The organism is Aliiglaciecola sp., assembly GCF_039982535.1.
In the GTDB taxonomy this organism is placed as follows: Bacteria; Pseudomonadota; Gammaproteobacteria; order Enterobacterales; family Alteromonadaceae; genus Aliiglaciecola.
The window spans coordinates 1-14,824 of sequence record NZ_JBDWYG010000073.1 but is presented as its reverse complement, the minus strand read 5'-3'; the positions used below and the strand labels follow the sequence as shown (position 1 = coordinate 14,824).

Genomic DNA, 14,824 nt, shown 5'->3' with positions numbered 1-14,824 from the left:
CATTGGAAGTTGTAGCCCCCTAGCCAACCGGTAACATCGACTACCTCGCCGATAAAAAATAGGCCATCCACGTCATTTGCCATCATGGTTTTTGAGGAAAGTTGGTTGGTATCAACTCCACCTAAGGTTACCTCGGCAGTTGTGTTTCGCGACCATGGCGCATTACGAATAACTGAATCATGGGAAGATGATGTGCCTGACGGAAACACCACCTCTTTTCCTATGGCTGTCAAAAGGCAAGAAAACGAAATCCTAGTATTATCTTGGATTGAATGGCCTTCTAAGGAAGTTCGCAATGCAGGCATGCAAAAAATGTTTTCAGATCCGCGTATGCAACCGGAACAAAAAAACTGTCGCCGACTGTGACTTCAAAGGACAACTGTAACGGAGGCTAGTTGGTAGCATTAAGTTGTTCAATACTCCAACATATATGTGTCGCAGTATGTCCAAAGTAACCAAATTATTGGGCGAAAGGTGGTGCTGAATGTAGTAAAAATTAACATTTATGAGAGCTTAATACACAAATTCAATCTTAATTGATTTTATTAATAGCATCGGGCAATATCCGTGCATACTAAATAGATTGACGCTTTAATGGGTTTTAATCGAAAGATAAAAAATCGTAAATTCGTAAGCTATATTGTGGCTACAACAACGGTATAGTTTCACAATTGTCAAAACAATAAGATATCTCAATAACATGAAAAATTTACTTTCGTTACCGCCTAACCTTACTCACTATTTCCATCAAATAGAAAACAAAGATCAATCACAATGGTTTTGCAGTTCAGATCTAGAAAATACTCCCTTAGGGTCTGGTGGAGGTACGTCATGGTTATTAAAACAATGTTGGCAAAACGACAATGTGGAAAATTTTAGTGAATGGCTAGGTAACGATAAGCGAATAATCATTCATGCCGGCGGTCAAAGCAGACGATTACCAAGTTACGCCCCTTCTGGCAAAATATTAACGCCCATTCCGATTTTTAGGTGGGAGCGTGGCCAAAAAATTGATCAAAACTTACTTGACCTACAGGTGCCCCTATACAAAAAAATTCTTGAAAAAACGCCCTCAAATCTAAACACGGTAATTGCAAGCGGAGATGTTTATATACGTTCTGAAGGGAAAATCACTGAATTACCTGACGTCGATATTGCATGTTACGGCTTATGGGTAAATGCTGAATTAGCTAAAAATCACGGTGTTTTTGTTTGCGATAAAAGTAATCCACAAGATTTGCTTTATATGCTTCAGAAACCTTCAATCGAAGAGTTGCAAGAGTTATCGCAAGACAAACTATACTTAATGGATATCGGTATTTGGGTGTTAAGTGACAAAGCTATAGAGGTTTTGGTCAAACGCTCTGGTTATAGTAAAGATGATAAAGGCAATCTAGTTATTTCGAAACCATTGAACTTTTATGATTTATATGGTGATTTCGGATTAGAAATAGGCCAAAAAGACAATGGAAATGATCCTGAACTCAATGACTTGAGCGTTGCTATTTTACCTTTGCCAAAGGGCGAGTTTTATCATTTTGGTACCAGCAAAGAGCTCATTTCATCTACGTTGGCTATACAAAACCGAGTAATAGACCAACGCGTTATATTTCATAAAGATGCAAAGCCACATCCGTCTATGTTTATTCAAAATGCTGAAGTAAAAGTCAGTCTTCATGCACAACAACGAAATTTATGGATTGAGAATTCGTTTATTGGCGAAAAGTGGGAGCTAGATTCAAACCACATAATAACAGGCATTCCCCAAAACGATTGGGAGATAAAGCTACCCAATAGTATTAGCTTAGACATTGTACCCATTGATGAAGATCTGTTTTGTATAAGGCCTTACGGATTTAATGACAAATTTAGAGGTGAAGTAGGCGCTGCAGATACAAACTGGATGGAAAGTAGTATCCAAACATGGCTGTCTGATAGAGATTTAAGTTTAGATGATTTATCGATAAACGAACGTACCGACATTCAGTCGGCCAATATTTTTCCAGTAGTCACTAAAAAGGAACTAACAGAAGCGCTTATTACATTCATGCTTAGCGGAGGTGATTCAACAATCCGTTCTGAATACGTAAACCACGAACGCATTTCTGCTACTGACATCAGTGACCGAGCAAACCTAAAAAGACTGTATGCTCAACGAGAAGCATTCCGAAAGGAAAACTATCCTCTTTTACATAAAAACTTTGAGAAAAGTGTAATTTATCAGATTGATTTAGATGACGTGGCTAAGCGTGTAGCTAAGGACAACATTCAATTATCAAACGACAACACGCCAAGTGATCCATTTCTAAAAATGCATGAATTTATGTTTCAGGCAAAAATAAAACAGTATCAAAATAAACCCTACAGTAACGAAGAACAAAAAGCCTTTAACATTCTGCAAGAAAACATCATCAACACACTACCGTGTAATAACCTAACACCTGAACTTAATGTGTACCGAGATCAAATTGTATGGGGAAGAAGTCCAATACGTATTGACCTTGCTGGCGGATGGACAGACACACCACCTTATAGCTTAATGCACGGCGGAGCTGTGGTTAATATGGCCATAGAATTGAATGGTCAACCCCCTTTACAGGTATATATAAAACCTTCAAAAGAAAAGAAAATCATTTTGAGATCAATCGATATTGGTACTCGAGAAGATATTAGCACCTATGAAGAATTATCTCGTTTTGACGAAATTGGTTCGGCCTTTTCAATACCAAAAGGCGCATTATGTTTGGCTGGTTTCCATCCTAATTATTCTGCGAACAAATATAACAGTCTAATTGATCAATTAAATGAATTTGGTTCTGGCATCGAAATTTCTACATTAGCTGCAATTCCAAAAGGTTCGGGATTAGGCACTAGTTCAATATTGGCGGCAACGGTATTAGGAGCTCTATCTGATTTTTGTGGTTTTGCTTGGGATCGTAATGAAGTCAGTCATAGAACGCTAGTTTTGGAACAATTACTGACAACTGGTGGTGGTTGGCAAGATCAATATGGCGGCGTATTACCGGGTATAAAACTCATTCATACAGAAAAGGGGAATAGTCAGTTACCTGAAATTAAATGGGCACCTGAATTCGTATTTTCAAACCCTGAAAATAAAGCGAAAATGCTGTTATATTATACAGGTATAACACGTGTAGCTAAAAATATTCTATCGGAAATTGTTAAGGGGATGTTTTTAAACGAAAACGAAAATAATGCTTTGTTAGCGGAAATGAAACAACATGCATTTGATACCTTTGATGTATTGCAACGTGGTAATTTCGACAAGTTTAGTAATAGTGTTGCGCACACTTGGTTGCAGAATCAGCAATTAGATGCTGGTACTAATCCACCTGAAGTTCAGAAAATAATTTCGCATATAGATGATTATACATCTTCTTATAAACTGCCAGGTGCGGGTGGAGGTGGTTACATATTAATCATTGCAAAAGATCAAGACGCAGCAGGAAAAATTAGACAAACATTGATTAGCAATCCACCAAATAATCTAGCGCGTTTTGTAGACATAGACCTATCACGAACAGGACTTCAAGTTACGCGTTCGTAACTAAATAACCTGATGTGGCAAGGTCAAGTTGTCGCCGAGCAGCAGTAACTGAGAGATGATTAGCCCATGAAAGTACTAAATGTGCGCGGATTATCGCTAGTCATCTCATTAGTCACGCAGTTCGGGTGTATCATCGATTTACACTTAGCTTCCAAGATATTGAGAACTAATTAGCTGGCAGCGGGATTAATGGAAGGTACGCGACCGTGATAAATGGGTGCATAATCCAATACAAGCTTACTGTGTGGTGACAATTTAGTTAGCCCATAACCTTAAATATTTCCCTTAAAGTTTGCCCGTAAAGTTTACTGTTAATCTTTAGGCCATCTTAAATATGGTTCAGCATATGCGTATTTTGCATTATCTAAGGCTACTTTATAGCTTCGGTCAAAACGATCTCCCTGAAATTTAGATAATGCTTTAACCTTTTGTTTAGTAGTCATTTTACTCATGATACTTATGCGTTTACCATAATTGGAAATCCCCATGTTTTCTAAATAGTCGAGTATGAGCCTGTGACTTAGTTTGCACCTTTTTGCAAGACGATCATCTGGCCTAGTCGGGATAATGGCTAAATTAGAGAAACAACGTAAGTGCTTACAATTTTGGCAGTCTACCTTTGTACTTTTATATATTTCTTCGATTATTGTTTTACGGTTTATAATTCCTGTATTTATGTATTTAATTTCTGCAAAATTATTCCAGAAATCTTTGAACTTCTTATAATTACTGTTTTTGCCCGATTCGTAGATTCGGTTCATCATAAAAGGCTTGGTGAGGTAACTTTCTGATGAGTAATTTTTATCTAACAGACCCTTAGGAAAACTTTTCCAGTGTGCTTTTATGAATTCTTCAAGGTCACCTTTTAGACAAGGAGCAATATAGTCGCACTTTTTTTCGTGTCTATACTCCCTAAAATCATGGAAATTTTCACTTCTATACAGAGGCTTTTCATACGCTTTAGGGTGAACGCCTTTATATATGTAACCCAGAGCTTCAATAGCTTCATTTCGGTTTGCGGGTTTGACGGTATAAAGGTCAGTTTTGTGAATGGGACAAAAAGAATTACTAGGCCACGTTACATTAAATACACCATATCCAAATTCTTGAATTTGACTTTTGATGCACTCTAAGCAGTAAGTTATAGGTAATGTCCCTTGCTTAATTCCTCGATTACCTTGGTATTGGCCGAAAAATTTTTCAAGATCACTTCTGTACTCTACGGGGTCATCGAATGTTTTATCAGTAATTTTTGCAAGCCCGATATCTCTTAGTAAATGAAGAAACTTAGCGTCGTCGATTGGCTCATATAAATGAATAGTATTCTTTAAAATCTTGGGGAATGAAGCCCAACCACCTTTAGTCGTAATGATGTTGGAAAAATCCGACACACCATTTACAACGTGAGTACGATATATAACGCTATGGATTGACTCATCTTTTTGGATCTTTAGCAACCAACTTAACCCTCAAAAAAAGCTAATGAATTCGCCAAACATTGGTACATTACCTTCTTCCAGTGGTTAGCAAACTTCCCTGAATCTATAAGGGGTTGAAGGTTAGCAATCACAAAGGCATTTTTGATTGCTTGCGGTGTTGCCTGCGGGTCAAAGCCAAGAATTACATCGACAAAGGCATTCTTTTGATCAATAACTTCACTTAAATGTTTACCAGCTTCTAAACCATATCGATTGGCTAAGTCCAAACTATCGAAGTGGTTTTCAGCTCTGTTTTTTTCTTTTTGGCTCCAAGCATCAGGACATTGGACGTAATAACGTAAAACACCATCATCTTCATTAATGTATTCTGCATATACCCATTGTTCCTGATAAAAAATATCTTTATCAATATATGGATGAATAGCTTGCTTGTCTTCAACTGCGGCGTATGCTTGGCCTTTTCCACCCATATTGCAATCACGACATGAAGGCACTAAATTTAGAGGCATAACTGAAAACTCAGGAAAGTGAGCTTTAGGCAGAAAATGATCTAGATTTTTAGTTTGTCCAATATCACCGCAAAATGGGCAACGTTCACCAGAAGAAACTAGTAACGTATCATAATATTTCCTTGCTGGTTTATCTTTATTTAGTAAATTATTTTCGTATAAATTAATTAGCTTTGTTTTTGTAAGGTTACCTACGACTTCAGTGGTACTAGCTAATGGATTTATTTTTGGATACCTATATAAATTGCCAGCCAAACTTAATGCCTGATATTGTTGCTCTTTCGCAAAGAATATTGGAAAAACAGATATAAAGTTATTACGAATATTAACCTGCTTGATTCCTTCAGCACATTTATTCAACATCTCATTAAAAGAGATCTTAGGTAGGTCTAACTTCTTCATTCTGTTTTGCTTGCATCCCTACTTAAGATCATTGCCTTTAACACTGTTCGTCCCTCTAAGCCAATCTGTCCCTTGTATTTATCCAATATCTCCTCATACGAAGTCCCCGACTCAACAGACTCAGTTAGTAGTGAGTGATATCCAGAGTCTGCAACTTCAAGCGCAAAAACTTCACGAGTTAATACACCTAAATTCTCCCCAAAAGTTTCAATATCTGGCCTTTGAATAGCTATGGCTTCTCTAGAGCGAATAACCTTCCATACGCAAGATTTAGGTATTTCTTGCAGAACTACTGGGGAATGCGTTGCGATAATTGCGACACCATCTTTGACATATAATAAATCACTCAATGTACGTAAAAATGCGGAGAGTAGTGGGGGGTGCAGGTGAACTTCTGGTTCGTCTAATAATACAAGGGACTTTTCTCCGACCGTATCGACTAATCTCGTAATCGTAAACAATACAATTGCATGGCCTGAACTCATGCGCTTTAGGTAGCTTTGTATATCTTGAAGAAATAGCTCATTGAACTCGTCACTATCAACTTGGTTGTTTGAGTGCTTTTTTCGTAAATTAGCATACCTAGTGATTAGGATGCTTAGTCCCATGTTTTCGAAATTTTGATCGCTGCATAGTTTTTCAATAGCGTCAAGCCAAAGAATTTTTTTGTTTTTGTTCCTTAGGCAACCTATTAATGCAGAAACAAACTCTCTGCGTAATTTTTCTAAAGAGTTTAACTCATCTCCATCACCACGACTTTTAAGACCTATATAAAAATATTTTGTTCCTTTAGCTGGATCAGTTTGTTCCTCAGGGGGGGTGAACGGATCAAAAGCGCTAAATGATACCGATACTAAGGATCGAAAGTAACCCTTTGGTATTCTATGTGTATTTTGATTATTAATTTCTGTAAAAAAATATTCGCAATTAGACGGCTGGGTAATAGCGTCAATCATATTATTTAAGATTGTTGTTTTGCCACACCCATTGCGACCTATAAAAGCATGGATATTCGTATTTGGTGCAGAGCGGACTTTGACTAAAAAAGGTATTGTTAAATCACAATATTCTTTATGACCACTCCTTGTAAAAGAAAAATTAAAACCCGTAAATTTAAGGCCAGATAACTCTCTAGCAAACTGACCATGAATTTCTGATAAAGTAACATCACGAAGTAGTGATACATTTAGAACATCTTCGTCTTCAATGTCTTTGAGCTTTTCAGGTTTATAAACAATGTCTTGTAATGCAGCCAGAACTGTTTGACTTAATTCTGAATCCAATTTATTAAGGTTTTTGTAATACTCAACATCTGTTCCTACCGAAAAATACTGTTCATTTAAAAGCGAAAAGCTATTTTCAAAGGTCGTAAACGTCTTTTTATCCTTAGTTTGCCCCTTAAATCCTATTTTGACATCACCGATGTCATGCTTACTCCCAGATTTATCAAAGATTGTCAGATAAAACATCGTAATAAAACGGTAATCATTCCAATAATCTACATTCAGGTAGGCAGTATTAATACCGGAAGTTGGTCTTTGAGCATTTCTGGGAAGGACTACAAAATTCATCACTACATCCCACTATAAAAAGTATTAACAAAGCCTTTAAACTTCTCAGCTAACCTCGGTATTACTTTCTTGCGCTGTAATACGCTGGGTGGCTTTTCCATAGTGGCTACTATGTCTTCACGCAACGGCTCTTGGTTGCTGAATATCATGCGTTCAACAAGCTCTTTTACGTTTTCAGGTATTAAGTGCTCTTCTTCAGCCATTGCTTGGGTGGCTTTTTCTTTTTCTACTTCCCAATAGGCGGCAAAAGCATCGTCAACTTCTTCGGCTGATTGTACATCTGGCAGGTTTTCTTGAATGAATTTATCAATCAGCTCTTGCTTACTGCGCAGTTCAGGGTCTCCACCAATGGTTTGCATTAACGCTTTGTATTGCTGCTGGTATTCTTCGTCAGAGTCAGACTGCTTAAGCTTGCTTAGTAGCTTTAAGATGTAAGCAACATTCACTTCATCCATCGCTAGTAGCTCAAGCTCAAAATCAATTTCTTCTAATATCGACTCTTTTTCAGGGGCAGTATTGGTTTTAACCTTGTCGTATAAATCGAGGTACTTACTTTTATAGTCTTCATATTCTTGTTCTTGAATACAGACATCATCAAACTTAAAGTCAGCAAAAGTAGAAAGCACATTACGTAAACGCATCAACTCCCTGAATGCTTTAATAAACTCAAGTTCAGCGTTTTCATCTTCAAGGCTATCAATACTCGCCGTATCAGGTGCAATGGTTTGCATTTGGTCTAACGCTTGGTTAAACATCTTAATGAATTCTTCATACGGCGGCATGATCACCGTATCTTTCGCATCCTTATTTGAAAACAGCGCTAAAGCATCATCAGTGCGCTTTTTCAGATTACGGAAGCTAATGATGTTACCTTGCGACTTTTGCTCATTTAAAATGCGATTGGTGCGTGAATACGCTTGAATTAACCCGTGATACTTTAGATTCTTATCAACATACAAAGTATTTAAGGTTTTACTATCAAATCCGGTTAAAAACATATTTACCACAAGCAAAATATCAACTTTTCGCTCACGAACCTTTTTCGAAATATCGTTGTAGTAGTTGTAGTAAGACTCGCTATCTTTAGTGGTATAGCTACTGCCAAACATTTTGTTGTAGTCACCAATAAACTCCTCAAGCCTGTCTCGGCTATGGCTATAGACCGCTTGAGGTTCAGCAACTTTATCCAATACAACTTCGTCTAAGCCATCAGCATCTGGGTCTTCTTCGTTAGCGGCATACGAAAAAATAGTGGCAATTTTAAGGTTATGTTTACCTTCTGCCTTTTTCTGTGCAAATAGCTCGTAGTACTTAATCAATGCAGGCACGCTTGAAACACAAAACATGCCGGTAAAGGCTTTACTATGTGTTTTACGATTATGCTGAGCAATAATGTAGTCGGTTATTTTTTCTAACCGAACGTCAGATTCCATTAACTCTTTGGTGTCGATACCTTCAACGTCAATATCAACTTCATTGGCACTGTCTTTTTTCTTGTAACGACCAACATACTCAACATTAAACTTAAGTACGTTTTCATCTTTAATCGCATCAACAATGGTGTATTTATGAAGCGGTTTATGGAATAAGTCACTGGTGGTATATTTGCGAGAAAACTTAGAAACTGCATTTTCAGCAAAAATAGGTGTACCGGTAAAACCAAACATTTGATGATTTGTAAAAAACTGACTTATTCGTTGATGAGTCTCACCAAACTGACTGCGATGACATTCATCAAAAATAAATACCACGTTCTTATCTTTTACAGGCTCCATAAGGCTTGAATAACGCTTATTGCTAATGGCGTTATTAAGCTTTTGGATGGTAGTAACAATAAGCTTTTCATTACGGCGAGTATTAATCTTACCGCCTTGCGCTTTAGTTGATGACTGCTGCTCACCGTCTTTCTCAAGATAATAAACATCTTTACCGGTAAACTGGTCAACTAACACTTTAGTTTTATCTGTACCGTCTACACAGCCTTTGATAAAGCTATTAAATTCTTTGGCAGTTTGATAATCCAAATCTTTACGGTCAACCACAAAAACCACTTTATGAATGGCGCTATCACCAGTAAGTAACTGGGCGGTTTTAAATGAGGTAAGTGTTTTACCAGAGCCGGTAGTGTGCCAAATATAACCATTTTGTTTTTCTATTGACTGGTTACTGGCCTTTAATGCTTCACGCTCTGCTACTCGGTCAATAATCGCTTCAGTGGCATAGATTTGATACGGGCGCATCACCATTAATATGCGATCTGTTTCGTTCAGTGCCACGTATTTAGTGATCATATCCGTTAAGTGTTTAGGGGTTAAAAACACCTTAGCGAATTGGTCTAACTCGGTATAACGGTTGTTATTTTCTTTTGCCCAAAAGAAGGTTTGTTTAAAGCTTTGTTTGCGGTTATTAGCATAATATTTGGTATTTACGCCATTCGAAATAACAAACACCTGCACATACTGGAATAAGCCATCTTCAGCCCAGTAGGAATGACGCTGATAACGATTAATTTGATTAAACGCTTCTTTAAGCTCTAAGCCACGGCGTTTTAATTCTATTTGAATAAGCGGTAAACCATTAACCAAAATAGTTACGTCATAGCGGTTTTTATAACGACCTTCTACGATAACTTGTTGGGTAACTTGAAAGTGGTTTTTGCTAACATCGTCATCAATAAAGCGAATGTAACCTGCGGTGCCATCGTCTTTATTAATTTGTAGCCTATCACGCAGTATTTTCGCTTTATCAAACACATTACCTTTACCCAAAGCATTGCGAATTTGCTTAAGCTCATTGTCACTTATTTCAAAACCATTTAGTTTTGAAAGCTGCTTCTTTAGGTTAGCTCTTAGTGACTCAATACCGGTGATATTGACCTTTTCAAACTGCTGCTTGCCATCAACTTTTTTAGCAAGCTGGGCAACTAAGTTATCTTCCAATTCTTGTTCTGACTGATAGGCCACATTAACTTCCTTTTCTTTTAGGCATAATCAATTTCTTCCTACACAAACATCTGCTGTAACAAACCTTTTTTGAAGGTTTGTGTTAATTCAACTTGCACTTTAACAGCGTTTATTTTTTTATCTATGCACTGTAAGAATTCTGCAATTTTATTTTGCTCTTCAAGGCTTGGAGTATTAAGTTTTAATTTCACTAAGTTTTTAAAGTACAAACGAGTTCGAGTACCACCTACTTTTTGCTGTATTGCAAAACGCTTAAAGTCGTTTCCTTCATTGAGGCACAATTCTAAAAAATATGAGTTCATACCTACTGTTTTAAAAACAGGGTATTCTTTACTTACAGCTCCACGTTCCCATGTAAGGTTGATGTTAAACTTAAACACTAAATCATCGCTCATATGACGATAAGTAAAATAACCTTTAGGAACGACACCATACTCCCCTTCGTTAATTACAGCTCGCTCTTGAGGGTATAAGCCTGTTCGGGAAGAAGTTAAAATAGGAATATCAGTGTCAACTGAAACTCTCTCTTTGTATTCCTGAAGGTATTTACCAATAGGTTCTCGTTGCCAATCAGGAAAGTTATTGCCATTGTCATCTTTAAAGCAGATTTCTTGCTCAAATAGTTTTTGCATTACGCCTTTTTTGTATTGAGTAAGTAAAGTATGTTTTTCTTTAAGCAAGCAGATCTTTCGATCTACTGTAGAAAGGAAATCTGCGATTTTTTGCTGCTCAGACTCATCAGGAAATGGTACATTCATCATGCTAATCATATCCATCCTGACTGAATCTACTGAGTTTTTAGCACTTAATCGTTGAACTCGTCTAAAAAAATTTTCTCTAAAATATTGGAATATATAACTTCCAAGATAACCTTTTTTAAAGTTATCTAAGCAATATACACGCTGATGAAAGTCAAATGGTCCATTGAGGTAATGGAAATTTTTACCCACACCAACACCATCACCAGATGTCAGAATTGCCTCACAATTTTTACTATAAGAGTTTATTGTCTTTACACTGTCAGATCTGACAAAAAATGGATATTTAGCATCTTTTTCAGCATCCTTTGTATCCCTTGAACCAGTTTCAATATCGCAAACCACACCTAAATTTTTAACTTCCCAATCTCCGTTGAAATCAGGAAATCTTAATGTTGAAGGGGTAACAATTTTACTTTTCATCTGTCACCTCTATAGGGGCTTTTATTCCAAGCTCTAAACAGCATTTAGCTATAAATTTATCCACATCAACAATTTGTGAATCGACACTCTTTATTTTGCTAGTGACTGAGTTAATATCAATAGCCTCTTCTTCTTCAAAAGTATCAACAAATCTAGGTATATTTAAGTTGTAGTCATTTCCTTCAACAGACTCATCTTCTTCCTTTGAGTCTTTATCGTATATTGTTGCAACGTAAGAGTATTTGTCTTTAAACTCTCGTTTTGTTACAGCTGCCAATATTGTTTCTAAATCTTCATCACGAAGGTAATTTTGATTGGTTGCTTTACCAAAACTCTGACTAGCATCAATAAATAAAATATTGTCGCTATGTTCACGGTTCTTTTTGAGTACCAAAATACAAGTTGGAATCGATGTGCCGTAGAAAATGTTTGCAGGTAAACCAATGACCGCATCGAGATAGTTTTTATCTTTGATTAAATGCTTACGAATATGACCTTCAGCTGCACCACGGAATAATACGCCGTGGGGCAATACCACAGCCATAGTACCATCTTCATCTAGCTGATGAATCATGTGCTGAACAAAAGCAAAATCAGCTTTACCCTTAGGTGCTAATTTACCGTAATCTTGAAAGCGTTCATCCGTTAAAAATCCAGCTGAGGCACTCCAGCCTGCTGAAAATGGCGGGTTTGCTACGACGGCTTCAAAGCGTTTTTCAACATGATGTGGTTGCTCTAATGTATCGTCCTGTTGAATATCAAAGTTACGATAATGCACACCGTGTAAAATCATATTCATACGGGCTAAGTTGTACGTACTTGGGTTAGATTCTTGACCAAAGTAGCCGCCAACTTCACCGCCTTTGCGTTTGATCTCTTTTGATACTTTTAACAGTAGCGAACCTGAACCACAAGTGGGATCGTAAACACTTTTAAGCTTGTCTTTACCTTGTGTTACCAACTTGGCTAGTAATGTTGAAACCATAGGTGGGGTATAAAACTCACCAGCTTTTTTACCTGCTCCTGATGCAAACTGACCAATAAGGTATTCGTAAGCATCACCCAATACATCAATGTCAGTTTCATGGTGAAGGAAGTCAATATCATCTAGATGAGTAAGTACTTTTGAAATAAGCTCGTTTTTAGCGTTTTCAGTTTTACCTAGTTTGTTTGAGGTTAAGTCTAAGTCATCAAACAAACCGTTAAAGTCATCTTCTGCGGCAGTACCCATAGTGCTTTGTTCAATATGGTTAAGCACTTCAGATAAGTCTTCTAAGATAAACTCGCCGCTATCACCTTTTTGCGCCAATACATGAAATAGCTCATTAGGTTTTAAGAAGTAACCTAAATGATCGATAGTTTCTTCTTTAATGGCTTCTAAGTATTCTTTGCCTTCGTCTGTGCTTTCATCAATAGCGTCAAACTTGCTAATACCACTTTCTGGATCTTCTTTTAAAAGCTTATCAGCATATAAGTCCATACGCTCTGACAAATATTTGTAGAAGATAAACCCTAAAATATAATCACGAAACTCATCTGCACTCATGTTGCCACGTAAGGTATTGGCAATGTTCCAGAGTTGTTTTTCTAATGCTTTTTTGTGTTGTTCAACCATTTGGTCTTGTTCCTTAATAATTCTTAACTACTGTGCTTGATAGCCGGGTGCAATGGCTAAATTTTCTGCACCATATAAAGTTTGTGTATTACGCAAAAACAATTGGTATTCTGGTCCTGAAAGTGCTCCATTATCGGAACAATCAACATTCCAGCGTCTTAATAAATAACCCGCCATTGCAGCACGCACACTAATCTCTAGCACCCCACTTTCCATGCCAAAATCCAGCTTAATTGCTGCGGGGTGTTCGACATTCTTAGGGTGAGGAATGATTTCTAGCGGCACCATTCGCATCCACTGATGATCTTCTAACTTGTCTTCTTCTGGTGCTGGAGTCTGTGCTTGAATTGTAACTTTGGTAATGCGGGTTAAAACAAAGTCTCTAAATGACTTTGTTTTGCGATCAAAAGCTCTTATATGCCAACGTAAACCATTATCAACTATAGAGTGTGGAACCAGCTCTCTTGAGCCTGAACCACTAGTTAAAGACGTATATATAACGTTTATAGGCTTTTGGTTGATTATCGCTTGAGATAGCTTAGCGATAATATCAATATCAGGTACATTTAGCGTACTTGGCGTTTCAATCGGGAATGAGGTACTCCCAATTGCATCAAAACCTTCGCTAATGTTATTTGCAAGCTTGATCAGTGTTCGACGTGCATCGTGTTTGAATAATGGCTTGAATAGATTGGTGACGAAGTATTTTTTCTCTACATTGTTATAAGCAACATTATCTGGTGCTTTTTCTTTGTAGATTTTCAGATCTCTAGTTGCAGCGGCAAGGCCCAACTCGAAATGGTTGACTATTTCACTGCGTGTAACCCTCCCAGTAAAATAAAGTTTAAAGTCGATATAGGCCAATCGCTGCTTTTGGGCAAAACTAAATTCGTTCATCAGATAAATTTGATTTTATTAATATTTTTAGTCAAAGCCCACTGAGTATGTATCATTATGATTCCCACATCAAATGGTTTTTATTTCATGAAAAACTAAATGCTTGGAATGGAAGCTTAATTAGGTATGGGAATTGAACGTCTGAAATGCGGTCATTGTTAGAGGAAGTTTATGCTGCATTCGTATTAACCAACCATGTCCACCTAGCTCTTTGTCTAGACTAGTTCGAGTCATTTTACCTTTAGCCTTAAGCAAAATATTTTTAACTTTGGAGGCAAGTTCTATATCTCGCTTGTTCCAATCAACTTTTGAGCGTACTTTGGGTTTAGTGGGTATTGGCAACGTATTATTTAGCCATTTTCTATCATGAGCATACAACCAGTGGAAAGCTGCGTAACAACAATTTTTGATTTCTTGTTTCATGGCGCATGGGTTATCCCTCATAGCTTTTAATATTGTTGCTTTGTACCTTCTCCGTTTTGATTGGTATTTAAATTGTTTCCGCTTTTCAACTAAACCTTCTTCGCTCGAAATGATTTGCTCTACGCTACCTGTCGATATTTGGAACTCTGTGGCGATAGTATTACGATGAAACCCTTTGTATGCCATTGATATAACAGCGCTAATAACTTCTTCCGTGATAACTTTTGGTTTGAGTTCTATCGCTATATTCTTTTCC

General features: G+C 37.2%; 10 protein-coding genes and 1 pseudogene. 2 read left to right on the top strand and 9 right to left on the bottom strand.

Annotated features, from left to right (window positions below):
• Positions 1-140, bottom strand: a pseudogene (locus ABJV04_RS19730) (NAD(P)/FAD-dependent oxidoreductase); the annotation flags it as partial.
• Here ABJV04_RS19730 and ABJV04_RS19725 point away from each other — a divergent pair.
• Both ABJV04_RS19725 and ABJV04_RS19720 read left to right on the top strand, forming a co-directional pair.
• Positions 85-366 (top strand): DUF1428 domain-containing protein, encoded by a 282-nt coding sequence (locus tag ABJV04_RS19725; protein ID WP_348493308.1) that lies wholly within the window; start codon positions 85-87, stop codon positions 364-366. The pseudogene ABJV04_RS19730 and the gene ABJV04_RS19725 overlap by 56 nt on opposite strands.
• A gap of 274 nt (positions 367-640) precedes the next feature.
• Positions 641-3,568, top strand: a complete 2,928-nt coding sequence (locus ABJV04_RS19720; RefSeq protein ID WP_348493307.1) for a bifunctional fucokinase/fucose-1-phosphate guanylyltransferase — start codon at positions 641-643, stop codon at positions 3,566-3,568.
• A 311-nt stretch (positions 3,569-3,879) separates the two neighbouring features.
• Here ABJV04_RS19720 and ABJV04_RS19715 read toward each other — a convergent pair whose 3' ends face one another.
• The 8 genes from ABJV04_RS19715 to ABJV04_RS19680 all read right to left on the bottom strand — a co-directional run.
• Complete coding sequence (locus ABJV04_RS19715; RefSeq protein WP_348493306.1) at positions 3,880-5,025, bottom strand: hypothetical protein; 1,146 nt, start codon at positions 5,023-5,025, stop codon at positions 3,880-3,882.
• Positions 5,026-5,030: 5 nt separating this feature from the next.
• Complete coding sequence (locus ABJV04_RS19710; protein ID WP_348493305.1) at positions 5,031-5,918, bottom strand: HNH endonuclease; 888 nt, start codon at positions 5,916-5,918, stop codon at positions 5,031-5,033.
• Complete coding sequence (locus ABJV04_RS19705; RefSeq protein ID WP_348493304.1) at positions 5,915-7,489, bottom strand: AAA family ATPase; 1,575 nt, start codon at positions 7,487-7,489, stop codon at positions 5,915-5,917. The genes ABJV04_RS19710 and ABJV04_RS19705 overlap by 4 nt, the downstream gene beginning before the upstream one ends.
• 2 nt (positions 7,490-7,491) lie before the next feature.
• Complete coding sequence (locus ABJV04_RS19700; RefSeq protein WP_348493303.1) at positions 7,492-10,452, bottom strand: type I restriction endonuclease subunit R; 2,961 nt, start codon at positions 10,450-10,452, stop codon at positions 7,492-7,494.
• A 38-nt stretch (positions 10,453-10,490) separates the two neighbouring features.
• Entirely contained in the window at positions 10,491-11,633 is a 1,143-nt protein-coding gene (locus ABJV04_RS19695) for a restriction endonuclease subunit S (protein WP_348493302.1), read from the bottom strand.
• Entirely contained in the window at positions 11,623-13,248 is a 1,626-nt protein-coding gene (locus tag ABJV04_RS19690) for a type I restriction-modification system subunit M (RefSeq protein WP_348493301.1), read from the bottom strand. Before ABJV04_RS19690 ends, ABJV04_RS19695 begins: the two co-directional genes overlap by 11 nt.
• A gap of 27 nt (positions 13,249-13,275) precedes the next feature.
• Entirely contained in the window at positions 13,276-14,148 is an 873-nt protein-coding gene (locus ABJV04_RS19685; protein WP_348493309.1) for a WYL domain-containing protein, read from the bottom strand.
• Between the two features lie 117 nt (positions 14,149-14,265).
• On the bottom strand, positions 14,266-14,824 hold a 559-nt coding region (locus ABJV04_RS19680), incomplete at its 5' end, for a TnsD family Tn7-like transposition protein (protein ID WP_348493300.1).

What these genes read in the sequence shown, in the direction of transcription:
- ABJV04_RS19725 (WP_348493308.1), top strand. Translation starts at nt 85, where the DNA reads ATGGTTTTTGAGGAAAGTTGGTTGGTATCAACTCCACCTAAGGTTACC.
- ABJV04_RS19710 (WP_348493305.1), bottom strand. Translation starts at nt 5,918, where the DNA reads ATGAAGAAGTTAGACCTACCTAAGATCTCTTTTAATGAGATGTTGAAT.
- ABJV04_RS19705 (WP_348493304.1), bottom strand. Translation starts at nt 7,489, where the DNA reads ATGAATTTTGTAGTCCTTCCCAGAAATGCTCAAAGACCAACTTCCGGT.
- ABJV04_RS19695 (WP_348493302.1), bottom strand. Translation starts at nt 11,633, where the DNA reads ATGAAAAGTAAAATTGTTACCCCTTCAACATTAAGATTTCCTGATTTC.
- ABJV04_RS19690 (WP_348493301.1), bottom strand. Translation starts at nt 13,248, where the DNA reads ATGGTTGAACAACACAAAAAAGCATTAGAAAAACAACTCTGGAACATT.